16 protein-coding genes are annotated in these 18,006 nt (G+C 70.0%); 10 read left to right on the forward strand and 6 right to left on the reverse strand.

Going from position 1 to position 18,006, the window contains the following annotated elements:
- Positions 1 to 226 precede the first annotated feature (226 nt).
- On the forward strand, positions 227 to 1,489 hold the full coding sequence (locus AB8O64_RS23075; protein ID WP_370421084.1) for a hypothetical protein: 1,263 nt from the start codon (positions 227 to 229) through the stop codon (positions 1,487 to 1,489).
- Positions 1,490 to 1,559: 70 nt separating this feature from the next.
- On the opposite strand, the gene AB8O64_RS23080 is transcribed toward AB8O64_RS23075, so the two are convergent.
- Complete coding sequence (locus AB8O64_RS23080) at positions 1,560 to 1,901, reverse strand: DUF192 domain-containing protein (RefSeq protein ID WP_370423943.1); 342 nt, start codon at positions 1,899 to 1,901, stop codon at positions 1,560 to 1,562.
- 157 nt (positions 1,902 to 2,058) lie between these two features.
- Here AB8O64_RS23080 and AB8O64_RS23085 point away from each other — a divergent pair, with 157 nt between their 5' ends.
- From AB8O64_RS23085 to AB8O64_RS23095, 3 genes are all read left to right on the forward strand, one after another.
- Positions 2,059 to 2,784: a prepilin peptidase gene (locus AB8O64_RS23085; protein ID WP_370421085.1), complete on the forward strand. Its 726-nt coding sequence runs from the start codon at positions 2,059 to 2,061 to the stop codon at positions 2,782 to 2,784.
- A 129-nt stretch (positions 2,785 to 2,913) separates the two neighbouring features.
- Positions 2,914 to 3,495 (forward strand): TetR/AcrR family transcriptional regulator, encoded by a 582-nt coding sequence (locus AB8O64_RS23090; RefSeq protein ID WP_370421086.1) that lies wholly within the window; start codon positions 2,914 to 2,916, stop codon positions 3,493 to 3,495.
- Between the two features lie 152 nt (positions 3,496 to 3,647).
- Positions 3,648 to 4,916, forward strand: a complete 1,269-nt coding sequence (locus AB8O64_RS23095; RefSeq protein WP_370421087.1) for a Cmx/CmrA family chloramphenicol efflux MFS transporter — start codon at positions 3,648 to 3,650, stop codon at positions 4,914 to 4,916.
- Positions 4,917 to 5,272: 356 nt separating this feature from the next.
- On the opposite strand, the gene mgrA is transcribed toward AB8O64_RS23095, so the two are convergent.
- Positions 5,273 to 6,310 carry an L-glyceraldehyde 3-phosphate reductase gene (gene mgrA, locus AB8O64_RS23100; RefSeq protein WP_370421089.1) on the reverse strand — a complete coding sequence of 346 codons (1,038 nt, stop codon included), beginning with the start codon at positions 6,308 to 6,310 and terminating at the stop codon, positions 5,273 to 5,275.
- A gap of 112 nt (positions 6,311 to 6,422) precedes the next feature.
- Here mgrA and AB8O64_RS23105 point away from each other — a divergent pair, with 112 nt between their 5' ends.
- The 4 genes from AB8O64_RS23105 to AB8O64_RS23120 all read left to right on the forward strand — a co-directional run bounded on the left by AB8O64_RS23105 (position 6,423) and on the right by AB8O64_RS23120 (position 11,715).
- Positions 6,423 to 7,184, forward strand: coding sequence for an isoprenyl transferase (locus AB8O64_RS23105; RefSeq protein ID WP_370421090.1), 762 nt, complete (start codon positions 6,423 to 6,425; stop codon positions 7,182 to 7,184).
- Between the two features lie 371 nt (positions 7,185 to 7,555).
- Complete coding sequence (locus AB8O64_RS23110) at positions 7,556 to 8,878, forward strand: PhoH family protein (protein WP_356450326.1); 1,323 nt, start codon at positions 7,556 to 7,558, stop codon at positions 8,876 to 8,878.
- Positions 8,879 to 9,375: 497 nt separating this feature from the next.
- A complete protein-coding gene (locus AB8O64_RS23115) occupies positions 9,376 to 10,095 on the forward strand; it encodes a transglycosylase SLT domain-containing protein (protein WP_130879656.1) in 720 nt (239 codons plus the stop codon).
- Positions 10,096 to 10,242: 147 nt separating this feature from the next.
- The gene (locus AB8O64_RS23120; protein ID WP_370421091.1) at positions 10,243 to 11,715 is read left to right on the forward strand and encodes an AI-2E family transporter; all 1,473 of its coding nucleotides are present in this window, start codon (positions 10,243 to 10,245) and stop codon (positions 11,713 to 11,715) included.
- Positions 11,716 to 11,802: 87 nt separating this feature from the next.
- Here the strand turns inward: AB8O64_RS23120 and AB8O64_RS23125 are convergent, their stop codons facing one another.
- Both AB8O64_RS23125 and AB8O64_RS23130 read right to left on the reverse strand, forming a co-directional pair.
- The gene (locus AB8O64_RS23125) at positions 11,803 to 12,336 is read right to left on the reverse strand and encodes an alkyl hydroperoxide reductase (RefSeq protein ID WP_370421093.1); all 534 of its coding nucleotides are present in this window, start codon (positions 12,334 to 12,336) and stop codon (positions 11,803 to 11,805) included.
- A 6-nt stretch (positions 12,337 to 12,342) separates the two neighbouring features.
- Positions 12,343 to 12,897: a peroxiredoxin gene (locus AB8O64_RS23130; protein WP_365213666.1), complete on the reverse strand. Its 555-nt coding sequence runs from the start codon at positions 12,895 to 12,897 to the stop codon at positions 12,343 to 12,345.
- A 213-nt stretch (positions 12,898 to 13,110) separates the two neighbouring features.
- Between AB8O64_RS23130 and AB8O64_RS23135 the strand changes: the two genes are divergently transcribed.
- Complete coding sequence (locus AB8O64_RS23135; protein WP_370423944.1) at positions 13,111 to 14,052, forward strand: LysR substrate-binding domain-containing protein; 942 nt, start codon at positions 13,111 to 13,113, stop codon at positions 14,050 to 14,052.
- 166 nt (positions 14,053 to 14,218) lie between these two features.
- Here AB8O64_RS23135 and AB8O64_RS23140 read toward each other — a convergent pair whose 3' ends face one another.
- Positions 14,219 to 14,473, reverse strand: a complete 255-nt coding sequence (locus AB8O64_RS23140) for a hypothetical protein (RefSeq protein ID WP_370421095.1) — start codon at positions 14,471 to 14,473, stop codon at positions 14,219 to 14,221.
- Positions 14,470 to 15,426, reverse strand: coding sequence for an SPFH domain-containing protein (locus AB8O64_RS23145; protein ID WP_370421097.1), 957 nt, complete (start codon positions 15,424 to 15,426; stop codon positions 14,470 to 14,472). The genes AB8O64_RS23140 and AB8O64_RS23145 overlap by 4 nt, the downstream gene beginning before the upstream one ends.
- 252 nt (positions 15,427 to 15,678) lie before the next feature.
- Between AB8O64_RS23145 and AB8O64_RS23150 the strand changes: the two genes are divergently transcribed.
- Positions 15,679 to 17,949 (forward strand): transglycosylase domain-containing protein, encoded by a 2,271-nt coding sequence (locus tag AB8O64_RS23150; RefSeq protein WP_370421098.1) that lies wholly within the window; start codon positions 15,679 to 15,681, stop codon positions 17,947 to 17,949.
- Positions 17,950 to 18,006 lie beyond the last annotated feature (57 nt).

Here is an 18,006-nt window from a genome sequence, read left to right on the forward strand (position 1 = left end):
GGCGCGGCATCCCCGTACCGCGTCCGCGGCGTAGCGCGCGCCTTGGGCCAAGAGGCGCGCGCCGCGCCGCCGCGCTTCGACTCCCGCTCTCCAGGCCGGTGTGCGGGAGTGTTCGGCGGGGCAGGATGGGGCAGCCCGAAGGTTGGGGGAGAGCTGAGGGAGGCGGGAGATGAGGGGCCGGCGGACAGCCAGGGGCGGGCTCGTCGGAATAGCCGTGGGGGCGTTGATGACGGCCGCTCCCGCGGGAGCGGCCGGGAATGCCGAGGACGGGGGTGCGTACCGGATGGCGCCCGGTGCGAACCCCGTCAAAGGCGCGGCGAACGCGGGTGACGCGCCCCTGCTGGCCGAAGGGATGTACACGGACAGCATCAAGCCTGGTGCGACGAAGTACTACAGCGTCGAGCTGGACGACGCGTCGAGCGCGTACGTCTCGGCGATCGCGGTGCCCCGGGAGGGCAGTGTGCCGGGGGCCCAGGACGGCATCGGTGTGTCGATGCGGACCGCGGACGGCAGGCGGTGCGGCCTCGGGCACCAGCGCACCTTCGCGGCGCAGGGCGGTGCGTATCCGACGGGGGACTACGCGGAGCGGGTGGTCGAGCCGAGCGGTGTGTGCCGGGGTGCCGGGCGCTATGTCGTCACCGTGACGCGCGGGGAGGTCACCGGCGGCGGGAGCACGGCGGCGCTGCCGATCGAGCTGGCGTACCTCTCCGAGCCCGCCGTGCGGAAGGGGACCGAAGGCTCCCCGGCGGCCGGCGGCAAGGGAATGCCCGGGGCCGCCCAGGCGCCCGCGGCGTCCCCGCCCGCGGCCTCGGGCGGAGCGGAGCAGAGCGCGGAGGGCGGCACGGGCTTCAATGACGCCGCCGAGGTGCGGGCCGGCTCGGTGAAGGGATCGGTGGAGCCCGGCGGCACGCGGTTCTACCGTGTGCCGGTCGGGTGGGGCCAACGGCTGCGGGTCACCGCGGAATTCGGGGCGGCGCCCTCGGGGTCCGCGTTCCACGCGGCGAACGGCGTGCGGCTGGCGTTGAGCAACACCGCGCGCGGCCTGGTCACCAACCGGAACGGCGGCTATCAGGGCAAGTCGAAGTCCGTCTCCCTGGAGACCGCCCCGGTCGCCTACGCCAATCGTTTCGGTGCGGGCTTGGACGCGGCCGCCAAGGCGATGCGCTTCGCGGGCGCCTACTACCTCCAGGTCAGCGTCCATCCGGCCGTGGCCGGGAAGGTCTCCGGAAGCGTGCCGTTCACCTTGCGCATCGGTGTGGAGGGCGAGCCCGCCAAGGGCCCGGAGTATGTGAAGGACCCGGGGGAGTTCGGCGGCGGGATGCTGCCGCTCGCGGGCGACGGCATGGGGCCCGGCGGGGTCCGGGAGGGCGGCGGCTCCGGCCGGAGCGACCGGCTGCGGCTGGTCGGATACGCCGGTGTCGGTACGGGGTCCGTGCTGCTGCTCGGACTCGGCGGATGGTCGCTGGCCGCGCGTCGCTGGAAGAGCTGACGGGAGGGCCGGCCGCCGCCGGATCCACGGTTTACGATCCACGTCCGCAATGCGCGATCCGCGCGCCGGGTCAGGGCGAGATCTCCACGCGGACGCCCGGACGCAGCCCCCAGCCGGCCATGGCGCCTGCTTCCGCTTCCAGCACATGGCGGGCCCGCAGCCGCGGCAGGCCGAGACGGCCGGGTGCCATGGTCCGTACCGCCAGGACGGTCATGTGCCGGTCCAGATAGGCGACATCGATGGCGAAGCGCATCCGGAAGGTGTGAACGCTGCCTGCGGGCGTGAGCAGCAGCGCGCCCTCGATACCGTCCCGGCCGAGCAGCCCCCGGGTGCGGGCCCGGTAGGAGGCGGCGATCTCCAGCGGGACGGGCCCGTGTCGTGGCCTGTCGTCCGGCGCCGTTTTATCCGCCATCGTGCCTGGCAGTACGTGGAGTTGGGCCCTGCCGTCCCGCCGGTGAGGCATGTACCGCTCCCTTCGGCCGGTCGCCCGTACAAGGCGCGCGGCGCGTCGCCGGCCACTTTATCCACAGGCTTCAGCGGGGATTCCGAACCGTGCGTAGCCTCGGAGCATGTACTCGCTGCTGATCGTCCTCGCCGCCGTATTCGGCTGTGTGGCGGGGCTGTTGGTGCCGCGCGCCCGCTATCGCCTGTCCGTCGAGCCCGAGGAGGAATGGCGGTCGGCGGGTCCGTGCGGGCATGCCGTCGGCGGGTGGCTCGGGCGGGCGCGTTGTGCGGTGTGTGCGGGGGGATACGGAGTGGGGGCGTTGCCTTCGGCGGCGCTGACGTCCCTGGTGTGCGCGAGTCTCGCGGCTGTGGTGGGGATACGTCCCGAGCTGGTGGTGTGGCTGGCGGCGGCGCCGATAGCAGTGCTATTGGCGGGGGTTGACGTATCGGTGCGCCGGCTGCCGGATGTGCTGACCCTGCCGTTGGCGGCGGGGGCGGCGGGGCTGCTGGGGGTGGCGGCGCTGATTCCCGGGGCGGCGGGCTCGTGGTGGGGGGCGTTGTGGGGCGGGCTGGTGATGGGGGGTGGGTATTTCGGGCTGTTCCTCGTCCATCCGGGTGGGATGGGCTTCGGGGACGCGAAGTTGGCGGTCGGGCTGGGGTGCGTGCTGGGGTGGTACGGCTGGGCGGTGCTGTTTCTCGGGGCGTTCGCGGGGCTGCTGCTGGGGTCGTTGTACGGGGTGGCGCTGCTCGTGACGCGGCGGGCGCGGCGCGGGGAGGCGCTGGCCTTCGGGCCGTTCATGATCGCAGGGGCCTGGCTGGGGGTGCTGATAGGCGGGGCGACGAGTGGCTGAGCCCGGCGCGAGCCCTGGTGCGAGCCTCTCCGGTCTGCGAAGTCGGCCCGCCGGGGGGATGCCCCACAGATGGTGATGTCCCGTAGAAGTTTATGTACCGAGCGATCCAAAACATGCTACGGTCACACCATGGCCCGACCGAGGAAGTTCGACGAGGAGCGGGCGGTCGACGCCGCGCTGGAGGCGTTCTGGACCGCCGGGTACGAGGCGACCTCGACCCAGGATCTGTGCGACGCCACCGGTCTCGGCCGGAGCAGCATCTACAACACGTTCAAGAGCAAGCGCGATCTCTTTCAGCGCGCCCTTCTCCTCTATATGGAGCGCAAGACCGGCGAGCTGATCGAGCTGCTGGAGAGTGACCTGCCTGTCCGGGAGAAGCTCCGGACCGCACTCGTCCGCATCGTCGACGAGGAGTCGGAGTACGTCGACCTCGGCCGTGGCTGTCTGGTCGTCAACACCGCCATCGAACTGGCCGCGCGCGACCGCGAGGTGGCGCACGACCTGGAGCGGGACTACGGACGCCGGCTCGACGCACTCGCCGCCGCCATCGAGGCCGGACAGCGGGACGGCGATATCGACCGCGCCAAGGACGCCCGCACGCTCGCGCATTTCCTGATCGCGTCCGTCGGCGGCATGCGGGTCTCCGCCCGCGCCGGCGCGGGACGGGCCGCGCTCGAAGGGATCGTGCGCACCACGCTCGACGCGATCTGAGCCCCGGACGGCCCGGGCCCCCGTCGTATCGGCGTGCCGCCCGACTTCCGCACGGCAGCCACCCGGCGCCCGCCCGGCTTCCGCATGAGCTCGTTTTGAACTGATCAATACAAAACTGTCGACGTCAACGAGAACTCACAGGGGGACCCGCTGTGCCCGTCGCCGTATACATCCTGAGCCTGGGCATATTCGCCCAAGGCACCTCGGAATTCATGCTGTCCGGCCTGTTGCCCACCATGGCCGAGGACCTGGGGGTGTCCATCCCCGACGCCGGGCTGCTGATCTCGGCCTTCGCCGTCGGCATGCTCGTCGGCGCGCCCCTGCTGGCCGTGGCCACCTTGCGCATGCCGCGCCGCACCGCCCTCGTGGCCTTCCAGGCCGTCTTCATCGCCGGCCATGTGGTGGGCGCGCTGTCACCCTCGTACGAGCTGCTGTTCGCGACCCGCGTCGTCACCGCCGTCGCCTACGCCGGTTTCTGGGCGGTGGCGGCCGTCACGGCCGTGAGCATGGTGCCCGTGGAGAACAGGGCCAAGGCGATGTCCGTGGTCGCCACGGGACTCAGCCTTGCCACCGTGCTCGGTGTGCCCGCCGGGACCGTACTGGGGCAGCACGCCGGCTGGCGGGCGGCGTTCTGGGCGGTGGCCGTGCTCACCGCCGCGAGCCTGGTGACGGTGATGCTGTTCCTGCCGGGCCGCCTGGGCGCGGACGGCCCGGCGCGTACCGTCCGGCAGGAACTGGTGGCGTTCGTCCGGCCGCGGTTGTGGCTCTCGTACGGCATCACCGCGCTCAGCATCGGCGGGGTCATCGTTTCCTTCAGCTATCTCGCCCCGCTCCTGACGGAGGTGAGCGGCGTGCCGGAGGGCTGGGTCCCGGCCGTGCTGTCGCTGTACGGGTTGGGCGCGCTGGTGGGCCTGACGATCGGTGGCCGTACCGCCGACGCCCGGCCCTTCCCGACGCTCTTCATCGGCCTCGGCGGTGTCGTGGCCTTCTCGCTGGCGCTGTGGTGGGCCGCGGGCCACACGGTGCTCGCCGTCGTGTTGGTCTTCTTCCTCGGCATCGTGGGCTTCGTGACCAACCCGGCCGTGCAGGCCCGCGTCTTCGCCCTCGGCGGCGACGCGCCCACCCTGGTCGGAGCGGTGAACACCTCGGCGTTCAACGTCGGCATCACGGTGGCCCCGATGCTGGGCGGCCTGGCCATCGACGCGGGTCTCGGCTACCGCTCCGTCGCCTGGGTCGGCGCGGCGATCGGCGTGGCCGGTCTGCTCGCGACCGCCCTGGCCGCCGCGCTGGAGCGGCGCGACCGTGTCGACACCCCGACCGGACCGGGGCAGGGGCCGCGCGAGGGGGCGGCTCCGGAGCCCCGACGGGAGCCGATCCGGGAGGACGTCGCCCGTGTGGCGTCAATGACGTCAAACCGGTGACGAATTTGTAGGACGTTCGGGGAAGGAGCGGCGGACGCCATTCCGGCCGGAAGGCGCAGAGCGTTCTACGCTGTATGCCTAGTGCTGGTGGGCCCAGGGGGATTTCCGGGGGCCGCGACCGCCGAACTCTTCAAGATCAATAAGGCTGTTGCCCGTCAGCACGCCACGCATTGTCACCCCCGAGGATGCGCGAAGCATGCCCTCCGACCGGTTATGGTGGAAACCCCCCCTCGGGCCGGTCCGTATCCCCCCCACGGACCGGCCCGTTTTTCTTTCCCGGCCCTTACTCTCCGTGTGCATTCATGTGCCACGCACCGGATGACCGGGAAGTCGATCAACGGTGACCGAAAGTTGATCTAGGAGCGGCGGGCCCAGATATTGACCCCCTCGGTGCTCACCGCCAGGGCGTCGATCTCCGCCAGCTCCTCTTCGGTCAGCTTCGCGGCGCCGAGCGCCGCCACATTCGCCTCCAGCTGGCCCACGCCGGACGCCCCGATCAGCGCCGAGGTCATCCGCTCGTCGCGCAGCACCCAGGTCAGGGCGAGCTGGGCGAGGGACTGGCCGCGGCGCTGCGCGATCTCGTTCAGCCCGCGCAGCCGGCGTACGACGTCCTCGGTGAGCAGCCCCGGGTCCAGCGACTTCCCCTGTGCCGCGCGCGAGCCCTCCGGGACGCCCTTCAGGTACTTGTCGGTCAGCAGCCCCTGCGCGAGCGGCGCGAAGGAGATGCACCCCATGCCCTCCGCCTCCAGGGTGTCGAGCAGCTCGTCGTCCTCCGTCCACCGGTTGATCATGGAGTAGGACGGCTGGTGGATGAGGGCCGGGACGCCCATCTCACGCAGCAGGCGGGCCGCTTCGCGGGTCTGCTCCGCGTTGTACGAGGAGACGCCCGCGTACAGCGCCTTGCCCTGGTGGACGGCGGACGCGAGCGCGCCCATCGTCTCCTCCAGCGGGGTCTCCGGGTCGAACCGGTGCGAATAGAAGATGTCGACGTAGTCCACCCCCATTCGGCCCAAGGACGCGTCGAGCGAGGACAGCAGATACTTCCGCGAGCCCCACTCGCCGTACGGGCCGGGGTGCATGAGGTAGCCGGCCTTGGTGGACAGGATCAGCTCGTCCCGGTAGGGGCGGAAGTCCTGTGCGAACAGCTTGCCGAAGTTCAGCTCGGCGGAGCCGGGCGGCGGGCCGTAGTTGTTGGCCAGGTCGAAGTGCGTGACGCCCAGGTCGAAGGCGCGGCGCAGGATGGCGCGCTGCGACTCCAGGGTGCGGTCGTCGCCGAAGTTGTGCCACAGTCCGAGGGAAATGGCGGGAAGCTTGAGTCCGCTGCGGCCCGTACGCCGGTACTCCATGGAGTCGTATCGGCTTTCGGCCGCGCGGAAATGCGTGGAATCGGTCATGTCCACCTGACTATCACGCTCTTGTGACAGACCGAGTTGGGTCCCGGTGACACGCGGGCAGTAGGGTGGCGCCTTCGGGGCGACCGCCATGACATGGAGGGGCTGGGAAGACGTGAAGTTGCGCGACCTGGTGTACAGGCTCTACGCACGCCGGGTGGAAGGCCGCCTCGACCATGCGCAGGTGCCCAAGCACATCGGCGTCATCCTCGATGGCAACCGCCGCTGGGCGCGCGCGGACGGCCGTACGACGGAACAGGGCCATCAGGCGGGTGCCGACAAGATCCAGGAGCTGCTCGGCTGGTGCGCCGAGACCGACGTCGAGGTCGTGACGCTCTGGATGCTGTCCACCGACAATCTGGACCGGTCCGCCGAGGAGCTCAACCCGCTGCTGGGCATCATCGAGAACACCGTGCGCGGACTGGCCGAGGACGGCCGCTGGCGCGTTCACCACGTGGGCACCCTCGATCTGCTCCCGGCCCGCACCCAGCGGGTGCTGAAGGAAGCCGAGCAGGCGACCGACGACGTCGCCGGGATACTGGTCAACGTCGCCGTCGGCTACGGCGGCCGGCAGGAGATCGCGGACGCGGTGCGCTCCCTCGTGCTGGAGGCCGCGGAGAACGGCAGCTCCTTCGAGGAGCTGGCCGAGACCGTCGACGTCGAGCACATCTCCAAGCACCTCTACACCCGCGGCCAGCCCGACCCGGACCTCGTGATCCGAACGAGCGGTGAACAGCGGCTGTCCGGCTTCATGCTCTGGCAGAGCGCGCACTCGGAGTACTACTTCTGCGAGGTCTTCTGGCCCGCCTTCCGCAAGGTCGATTTCCTGCGGGCCCTGCGCGACTACGCGGCCCGCCACCGGCGGTACGGGTTCTGACACCTGCGAAGGGGCCGGGCGGGAACGACGGCGCGCGGGCGCACCGCGTGCCGCTCGGGGTACGGCGGCTGACGGATCGATCGTTCACTTGGTCGTCGCATATGCCGTTGCATGGGCAAGCGCCTGGAAGGGAATATCCCCTCCAGGCCGACGGTCTGTCCTAAGACCGTCGCTCTGCCAGCGGGCGGCATGGGGCCGCCCGCCCGGGAGGCCCTTTGCACACGGACGACGACCGTGCGGATCGAGCGGACCCACGCGGTCGCGCGGTCGACGCGGAGGGCCGGTGTCCGGCCCTCGAAGGGCGAGCACCCGGCCCCTTACGCCGCGACGCCGTCGCGCCCCGACCTCTTCCCGAGGGGGTTCGTCCACCCGTGGTGACCAGCAAGAATCGCCGTGAGAACGACCGGCGCACGTATGTCCTCGACACCAGCGTCCTGCTGGCCGACCCAGGAGCCATGGCCCGCTTCGAGGAGCACGAGGTCGTGCTGCCCGTCGTGGTGGTCACGGAGTTGGAGGCCAAGAGGCACCACCCGGAGCTCGGCTACTTCGCCCGGAAGGCACTGCGCCTGCTGGACGAATACCGGGTGCAATTCGGCCGTCTCGATTCACCGATTCCGATCGGTGAGCTCGGCGGAACGTTGCGGGTCGAGCTCAATCATTCCGATCCGGGCATACTGCCCGCCGGCTTCCGCCTCGGTGACAACGACTCGCGGATCCTCGCGGTCGCCCGCAATCTCCAGGCCGAGGGGTACGACGTCACCGTCGTCTCCAAGGACCTGCCGCTGCGGATCAAGGCGTCGGCGGTCGGGCTGCTCGCGGAGGAGTACCGCGCCGAGCTCGCCATCACCGACTCGGGCTGGACGGGGATGGCGGAGCTGGCCATCACCGCCGAGCAGGTCGACGAACTCTTCGCCGACGAGCGGGTCCACGTGCCCGAAGCGGCCGAACTGCCCGTGCACACCGGTCTGGTGCTGCAGTCCGAGCGCGGCAAGGCGCTGGGGAGGGTCTGCGCCGACGGCTCGGTGCGGCTCGTGCGGGGCGACCGGGAGGCCTTCGGCATCCACGGCCGCAGCGCCGAGCAGCGCGTCGCGCTCGATCTGCTGCTGGACCCCGACATCGGGATCGTCTCCATGGGCGGCCGGGCGGGTACGGGCAAGTCGGCGCTGGCGCTGTGCGCCGGGCTGGAGGCGGTACTGGAGCGCCGCCAGCACCGGAAGGTGATGGTCTTCCGGCCGCTGTACGCGGTGGGCGGGCAGGAGTTGGGCTATCTGCCGGGCAGCGAGTCGGAGAAGATGAGCCCCTGGGCCCAGGCGGTCTTCGACACGCTCTCGGCGGTGACGAGCGCCGAGGTGATCGAGGAGGTCGTCGGGCGCGGCATGCTGGAGGTGCTGCCGCTCACCCACATCCGCGGCCGGTCGCTGCACGACGCGTTCGTGATCGTCGACGAGGCGCAGTCACTCGAGCGGAACGTTCTCCTGACCGTTCTGTCCCGGATCGGCGCCAATTCGCGGGTGGTCCTCACCCATGACGTGGCCCAGCGGGACAATCTGCGCGTCGGGCGGTACGACGGTGTGGTCGCCGTGGTCGAGAAGCTGAAGGGGCATCCCCTCTTCTCGCACGTCACCCTCACGCGTTCGGAGCGGTCGCCCATCGCGGCCCTGGTGACCGAAATGCTGGAGGACGGCCGTATCTGAGGCGCCTGCCGTCAGTTGTACGGACGGGGTGTACGGATGGGGCGCGCGGCAGGATCTCCGCGCATCTCGGCCCAAGCCCGTACAACCCGGTGTGCGTTCCGCCCAGGGCAGTGCGCGGCAAAGCGACAGAGCTTAGCCGCGCGCTGTGGCGCGGCGCCAAGGTTTCCGCAAAACCCCTGGAGTAAACGGCGTGTGAGCTTTCCCACGCAACGAAGAATTGCTTCGGGGCATCCCCGTCGGGCAAAGTCTGGGGCCTGTCAGGCCCCGCATACGGCACACCTGCATCCTCAGGGATGCTGCACCACAGAACTCAACAGCGTTGTCGTATGCCACCCGAGCACCATGCGGACCTCCTTCGCGGGAGGGCCCACCGGGTCAGTGCCTTCCGTGACCATCCGGTCCCTCGGTTCCCGGGGCCGGTCCGAGTGGAGGCCAGTGCCAGGGGCACGATTGCGCCCGCGAGGTCACCTATGCGGGCGATGCTGGAAGGAAACCGTGTGAGCCGGATTTCGGTCCGGGGATTCGCCGTGGCATCCGCCACCGCGGTCACCACCGTCGGCGCCGTCGTTGGCGTCGCCTCGGGCAATGAGCAGGGCAGCACGACCGGTCAGGTCGAGGCCACTGCCGCCGACGCGACGATCCTCGCGGAGATCCCCGCCGGACAGAAGCTCCAGGCCCAGACCGCGTCCCTCACGGAGCAGGCGGACACGCAGTCCGCCGCTGCCGAGACGGCGGCGAAGAAGGAAGCCGAGGAGGCCGCGCGCAAGCAGGCCGCCGAGGACGCCTCCGCCAAGAAGGAAGCCGCCGAGGAGGCGGAGAAGAAAGAGGCCGAGGAGAAGGCCGAGAAGGAGCGCGAGAAGAAGGAAGAGGTCAGCAGCCGTTCGGCCACGCGTGACGCTTCCAGCTTCGAGGCCAAGGGCTCCTACACCACCGCCGAGGTCCAGGCGATGGCCCGGCAGATGGTCCCCGGCGACCAGTTCCAGTGCTTCAGCAACATCGTGAACAACGAGAGCACCTGGGACTACACCGCGGAGAACCCCTCCTCCGGCGCCTACGGACTCGTGCAGTCGCTGCCCGGCTCCAAGATGGCCTCCGCCGGCGCCGACTGGCGGACCAACCCGGCCACCCAGATCAAGTGGGGCCTCGGCTACATGAACGAGCGCTACGGCAGCCCCTGCGGCGCCTGGTCGTTCTGGCAAGCCAACCAGTGGTACTAGGCCGCGTCTTCACCTTCACCAAGCCCCCGACCTCAACCGGTCGGGGGCTTTGTGTGTCTTGCCCGACGACGGGCCGCGCGTTCGAAGCGGCCGGGCACAGGTAACGTCGTCACGATGACCACGGGGGAGTGGGGTAGAGGAAGAGAAATGTCCAGATTGCCACAATGGGTCGGCGGCTTGGGGGCGGGCCTGACGCGGTTCGCCCAGCGGCTCGACGAACGCAAAGCGCAGACGTCGGGTGCCGCGGACGCGTCGGGGGAGGCGTCTGCGCCGACTCCGGCGGGTATGAGCGCTTCCTCCGATACACACGGTTCATCCGGTGCGCCCACGTCCTCCGGTACGGGTGTTCCGTCCGGGACGGCTGAAGCCGCGGCCGGGCAGACCCCCGTCGGTGCAGGCGTCGGCGTGGCCGTCTCCGAGCACGAGCACGTGCCGCCGCCGCCCGGCTACGCACCCTCCGTCGCGCCCCGGCCGGATCCCGTGGCCGCCGTCCCCTGGGGCGTACGGGTCGCGGCCGAGGTCGCCTGGCGGCTGCTGATACTCGCCGCCTCGCTGTGGGTGCTGATGCGGATGATCAGCGCCGTGCAGCTGGTGGTGCTGGCCTTCGTCGCCGCCCTGCTCATCACGGCGCTGCTCCAGCCCACCGTCGCTTTGCTCCGGCGGCACGGTGTGCCCCGGGGCCTCGCCACGGCGATGACCTTCATCTCCGGCTTCGTCATCATGGGGCTGGTCTGCTGGTTCGTGGTCTGGCAGGTGACGGAGAACCTCGACGACCTGACCGAGAACGTGCAGCACGGCATCACCGAGCTGAAGACCTGGCTGCTGAACAGCCCGTTCCATGTCACCGAGGACCAGATCAACAACATCGCCGACAACCTCAGCAAGGCGATCGGTACCAACACCAAGGACATCACCTCGGCCGGCATCGAGGGCGTCACGGTCATCATCGAGGTGCTGACCGGCATCCTGCTGGCGATGTTCTCGACGCTCTTCCTGCTCTACGACGGCCCCAAGATCTGGGGCTGGCTGCTGAAGCTCTTCCCGGCGGCGGCCCGCGACGGTGTCGCGGGCGCGGGTCCGCGCGCGTGGGCGACGCTCACCGCCTATGTGCGCGGCACGGTGATAGTGGCCCTCATCGACGCGATCTTCATCGGTATAGGGCTGTTCTTCCTCGATGTGCCGATGGCGGTGCCGCTGGCCGTCTTCATCTTCCTCTTCGCCTTCATCCCGCTCGTCGGTGCCGTCGTCTCCGGCGCGCTCGCGGTCGTCGTGGCGCTGGTGACGCGCGACATGTTCACGGCGACGATGGTGCTGGCGGTCGTGCTCGCGGTGCAGCAGATCGAGGGCCACATCCTTCAGCCGTTCATCCTCGGCCGGGCCGTGCGCGTCCACCCGCTCGCGGTGGTCCTCTCGGTGGCCGCCGGCTCGCTGATGGCGGGCATCGGCGGCGCGGTGGTCGCCGTCCCGCTGGTCGCGGTGACCAACGCCGTCGTGGGATACCTCCGGGCGTACGCGCGGGAGAACGCGCTGCGGACCGCCGCCGGGGAGTCCGCGCCCGAGGCCGCCGGGCAGGACGTCCCGGCCGCCAGCGCGGGCCCACCGGGGGAGGGCCGGGGCTGACCCCCCCGGACCTGCCGTACATGACGAAACCGCCCGCCGACCAGAAGGTCGGCGGGCGGTTTCGTCATGCGGTGATGCCTGACGGCCTCAGTCGTTCAGCACGGCCTCGGAGTCGAGGGTCGCGCCGACGGCCTGGAGGACGGCAGCGATCTTGAAGGCTTCCTGGATCGTCTCGCGGTCCACGCCGGCCTTGCGGAGCACCTGCTCGTGCGAGTCGAGGCACATGCCGCAGCCGTTGATGGCCGAGACGGCCAGGGACCACAGCTCGAAGTCGACCTTCTCCACGCCCGGGTTGCCGATGACGTTCATCCGCAGGCCCGCGCGCAGGTTGCCGTACTCCGGGTCCGACAGCAGGTGCCGGGTCCGGTAGTAGACGTTGTTCATCGCCATGATGGCGGCGGCGGACTTGGCGGCGGTGTACGCCTCCGGGGAGAGGTTGGCCTTGGCCTCCGGCTCCAGCTCCTTGAGCACGCGCGGCGAACGCGAGGCGATCGCGCAGGCGAGCACGGTGCCCCACAGCTGCTGCTGCGGAAGGTCGGAGTTGCCGATGACCGAGCCGAGGTTCAGCTTCAGGTCCTTGGCGAAGTCCGGTATCGCGGACTTCAGCTCGTCGAGGGCCATGTCAGATCACTCGCCCGCGAGCAGCGCGACCGGGTCAAGGGTGGTCTCGCCCTTGCTCCAGTTGCAGGGGCACAGCTCGTCCGTCTGCAGGGCGTCGAGGACCCGGAGGACCTCCTTGGGGTTACGGCCGACGGAACCGGCGGTCACCATGGTGAACTGGATCTCGTTGTTCGGGTCCACGATGAAGACGGCGCGCTGGGCGTAGCCGTCCTCGCCCTCGACGCCGCAGTCGCGCATGAGGTCGTGCTTGGCGTCGGCCAGCATCGGGAAGGGCAGGTCACGCAGGTCGGCGTGGTCCTTGCGCCAGGCGTGGTGGACGAACTCGGAGTCGCCGGAGACGCCGAGGATCTGGGCGTCGCGGTCCGCGAACTCGTCGTTCAGCTTGCCGAACGCGGCGATCTCGGTCGGGCAGACGAAGGTGAAGTCCTTCGGCCAGAAGAAGACGACCTTCCACTTGCCCTCGTAGGTCTTGTGGTCGATCTGCGCGAAGGCCTTGTCCGCGTCGAGGTCCACACAGGCGGTCAGGTCGAACTCGGGGAACTTGTCACCGACAGTGAGCACGCGCTCTCCTTGCAACGGGAAATCCCACTCAGGGGTTTCCTGCGGGGTTGGACGGCCTCCACAGTGCCACAGGAGGCATTGATAGCGGAAATAGCTAGACTGAGTGGTGTTGATCGGAGGTGGCTATCAGTGAAGCCCATATCCCAGCCGTCCGGCGGCGGCCGAGGCCCGTCGCGCGGCCCCGGCGGCGGACCCACGAGGGGCGCCGGGAAGGTGTCGCAGGCGCGGCCCCGGCAGCCCAGCCTCGCCCAGCTGAGGGCCTTCGCCGCCGTCGCGGAGCAGCTCCACTTCCGTGACGCGGCGACCGCCATCGGCATGAGCCAGCCCGCTCTCTCCGGCGCCGTCTCGGCACTGGAGGACGCGCTCGGAGTGCAGCTCCTCGAGCGTACGACGAGAAAGGTGCTGCTCAGTCCCGCGGGTGAGCGGCTCGCGGCGCGCGCCCGGACGGTCCTCGACGCGGTCGGCGCCTTCATGGAGGAGGCCGACGCGGCCCGCGCGCCCTTCACCGGTGTGCTCCGGCTCGGCGTCATCCCGACCGTGGCGCCCTATCTTCTCCCCTCCGTCCTGCGCCTGGTCCACGAGTCCTATCCCGCCCTCGATCTCCAGGTCCACGAGGAGCAGACCTCCTCGCTGCTGGACGGGCTCACCCAGGGGCGGCTGGACCTACTGCTGCTGGCCGTGCCGCTCGGCGCGCCCGGCGTCACGGAGATCCCGCTCTTCGACGAGGACTTCGTGCTCGTCACACCGAGTGACCATTGGCTGGCCGGGCGCGGGGACATCCCGCGGGCCGCGCTGCGCGAGCTGGAGCTGCTGCTGCTGGACGAGGGGCACTGTCTGCGGGACCAGGCCCTCGACATCTGCCGGGAGGCGGGTCGTACGGACGGCGCCCCGGTGACGACCAGCGCCGCCGGCCTGTCCACCCTGGTGCAGCTGGTGGGCGGCGGCCTGGGGGTCACCCTGCTGCCGCGGACCGCCCTGCGCGTCGAGACCGGGCGCAACGACCAGCTCTCCACCGGGTACTTCGCCGACCCGGCGCCCTCCCGGCGCATCGCCCTGGCCATGCGTGCCGGGGCGGCCCGGCAGGGCGAGTTCGAGGAATTCGCGGTCGCGCTGCGGACGGCTCTCCGGAGCCTGCCGGTGCGGATCGTCGGCTGACGGCTTTGTCGGGTCGCACCTCCGCTGCGCGGCGGTGTCCTCAATCGCCGGACGGGCTTGATGTGGCTGAGCTCCGCCACATCAAGCCCGCTGGGGGCACCTCCCAGCGGTAGCTGGGGGAGGTTGAGGACGCGCCCGCAGGGCGCTCGCCGCCGCCAGGCGGCCCCTACTGCCCGTCGGTGCCTTCTCGCGGCCGGTCGGACTTCGGCGGGCGGCCCCGGCGGGGCATCGCGCCGGTGTCCTTCGGCAGCCGTCCCGCGTCACCGAGCGCCTTGCGCAGCAGGAACTCGATCTGCGCGTTGGCGCTGCGCAGTTCCTCGCCCGCCCAGCGCGCCAGCGCGTCGTGGACCAAGGGGTCCAGCCGCAGCAGCACCTGCTTGCGCTGCCGCGGCCGGCCCTTGGGCGGTGCGTCGTCCGTCACTGGTAGAGAGTGCCGGTGTTGAGGACGGGCTGGGCGGCCCGGTCACCGCACAGCACCACCATCAGATTGCTCACCATGGCCGCCTTCCGCTCCTCGTCCAACTCCACGATGCCCTGCTCGCTGATCCGCTCCAGCGCCTGCTCGACCATGCCGACGGCGCCTTCGACGATCAGCTTGCGGGCGGCCACGACGGCGCCCGCCTGCTGGCGCTGGAGCATCGCGGAAGCGATCTCCGGAGCGTAGGCGAGATGCGTGAAGCGCGACTCGATGATGTGGACACCGGCGGTCGCGACGCGGGCGTGCAGCTCCGCCGAGAGCATGTCGGTGATCTCCTCGGCGTTCCCGCGGAGCGAGAGGCCGCCTTCCTCGTGCGCGTCATAGGGGTACTCGATGGCGATGTGCCGCACGGCCGCCTCGGTCTGGGTGGCGACGAACTCCTGGAAGTCCTCGACCGCGAACGTCGCCTGGGCGGTGTCCTCGACCCGCCACACGACCACGGCCGCCAGCTCGATCGGGTTGCCGTACGCGTCGTTGACCTTCAGTACGGCCGTCTCGTGGTTGCGCACCCGGATGGAGACCGTCTCGCGGCTGGTGAAGGGGTTGACCCAACGCAGGCCCTCATTGCGGATCGTGCCGCGGTAGCGGCCGAAGAGCTGGACGACACGGGTCTCACCGGGGGAGATCGTGTTCAGTCCGCTCATGGCGATGATCGCGCCGAGGCCGATGAGGATGCCGGCCGCGACGAACGCGGCGCACAGGCCCGACTTGCCGTCGTTGCCGAAGACGACGCCGAGGGCCACCGCGCCCGCCCCGATGAGCAGTCCCGCCAGACCGAGCAGTAGGGCGAGGCCGCCGCCGATGTCGCGCGCCGGGGTCTCCCGCACCAGCGGATCGGGCATGGCGGGCACCGTCTCGGGTGGGGCGGTCTCGGCGGTGCCGATGGTGTCGGTCATGGGTGGGTCCCCCGTATCTGATGGCGCGCGCACAGCCCAGGCCGGCTCGACGCGCGGTTAACGCTGTCTAGCAAAGTGATATCACTTTAGCGCCCTGTACGGTTTCCCGCACTACACCGTGCCCGGGTTCCCGCCATCCGGGGTGCTGTATGTCACGTGTGTCGAAGCCGTGATCGATGGGCGTTTGGTGCCAGTTGCGGTGTTAGCTTCGTGAGCTGGGTTGGGGGCGGACAGACTGGAGCTACGGGAGAGATGGGCCGAGCGGAAGCGCGACGGGCGCAGGACAGCACCCGCAATGCAAAGGGCAAGAAGCCCAAGAAGACCGGCATACGCCGGTTCTTCACATGGAAGATGCTGCTTGCCTACTTCGTGGCGGTCATCGGGCTGGGGATGGGCGCCTTCCTGGCGCTCTACTTCTACGTCGACGTGCCGAAGGACGGCAACGGCGCGGCCAAGCTGCAGAGCAACGTCTACAAGGACAGCAACGGCAAGGTGCTGGCCCGTATCGGTGAGGTCAACCGCGAGGAAGTTCCGCTCGCGAAGATCCCCGAGCATGTGCAGCACGCCGTGGTCGCCGCCGAGAACAAGAACTTCTGGACCGACCCCGGTGTGGATGTGAAGGGCACCGCCCGAGGCATCTTCAACACCGTCATGGGGCGGGGCAAGCAGGGTGGTTCGACCATCACCCAGCAGTACGTGAAGAACTACTACCTCGACCAGCGGCAGACCGTGACCCGCAAGGTCAAGGAACTGATCATCTCGCTCAAGGTGCAGAAGGAGACCTCGAAGGAGGAGATCCTCGAGGGCTACCTGAACACGAGCTACTACGGGCGTGGCGCCTACGGCATCCAGGCCGCCTCCCGTGCGTACTACCAGAAGGACGTCGGCAGCCTCACCACCGAGGAAGGCGCCTACCTGGCCGCGCTGCTCCAGGCCCCGAGCCAGTACGACTTCGGACCGGCGGCCACCGACGCCGGCAAGGAGAACGCCAAGCGGCGCTGGAACTACGTCCTCGACAAGATGGTCGAGAAGGACTGGCTGAAGAAGGACCAGCGGCAGGGCATGTCCTTCCAGGACCCGAAGGCGCCGAAGGCGGCCCCGGGTCTGTCGGGTCAGAACGGCTACTTCATCGACGCGGCCAAGCGCGAGGTCATCAAGGCCCTGGAGAAGCAGGGCCGCAAGGAGAGCGACTTCGCCGCCGGCGGCTGGACCGTCACGCTCAGCATCGACCCCAAGAAGCAGGCGGCGCTGGAGAAGGCGGTCAAGGAGCAGCTGCTCGACGACCTGGACACCAAGAGCCGCGAGGTGGACAAGAACGTCCAGGTCGGCGCCGTGTCGGTGGACCCGAAGAACGGTCGCGTCCAGGCGCTGTACGGCGGTCCGGACTATCTGAAGCACTACACCAACAACGCCACCCGCGAGGACTTCCAGCCGGCGTCGACCTTCAAGCCGATCATTCTCGCCTCCGCGTTGCAGAACAAGTCCAGGACGCAGGACAACGAGCCGATCACGCCGAGCACCATCTACGACGGCACCAGCGAGCGGCCGGTCGTGGGCAGCGATGTGCACTTCGCCCCGGAGAACGAGGACGGGTACTCCGAGAAGGCCATCACCGTGCAGAAGGCGATGAACGACTCGGTCAACTCCGTGTTCGCGCAGATGGCCATCGACGTCAAGCTCGCCAAGGTCAAGCAGACCGCCGTCGACCTGGGCATGAACGGCAAGCAGGCCGGTTTCGTGGAGGCCCCCGCGATGTCGCTGGGCTCCATGGGCGCGAGCCCGCTCGACATGGCCGCGGTCTACGCCACCCTGGACAACCACGGCAAGAGGGTCACCCCGACCATCCTGAAGTCCGCGTCCCAGAACGGTGTGGAGCTCAAGCGCGACAGCGCGGTCGGCGACCAGGCCGTCTCCCGCAACACCGCCGACGGCGTCACCCGCGTCCTGCGGGGCGTGGTCAACGACGGTACGGCGACCGTGGTGGCCAGCGCCAACTACCCGGTGGCGGGCAAGACCGGTACCTCCGACGACAACAAGTCGGCCTGGTTCGCGGGCTACACCCCGAGCCTCGTCACCACCGTCGGCCTCTTCGGTGAGGGCCCCGGCGGTAAGCAGGTGACCCTGCAGGGCACCGGCGGTGGCGGTCGCGTCAACGGTGGTAAGTACCCGGCCCAGATCTGGTCCGCCTACACGGCGGCCGTGCTCGGCGGCGAGGGCGACGAAGAGTTCGACCTGGACACCGACATCAGCGCCGGGTCGATCCAGGCGCCGGCCACGGCTCCCGCGGCGACGCCCACCAAGGGCGCCACCCCGACCCCGACGCCGACGAAGAGCGGCGGCGCCACGGGCAAGCCCTCGCCGGGCCCGACGAAGACCGGCGGGTCCACGGGCAAGCCGACGCCGAACCCGACGAAGATCACCCCGACTCCGCCGAAGCCGCCGACGACACCTCCGACGTCGACGCCCAGCGGCGGCGGCACCCGCCCCAACGGCGGCACGGAGACAGGCGGCGTCAAGCCCTGATCCTCCGCAGCGGAAGCACACCACCGGCCGCCGACCTCGTCACGAGGTCGGCGGCCG

It is taken from the genome of Streptomyces sp. QH1-20 (genome assembly GCF_041283565.1).
Taxonomy (GTDB): domain Bacteria; phylum Actinomycetota; class Actinomycetes; order Streptomycetales; family Streptomycetaceae; genus Streptomyces; species Streptomyces syringius.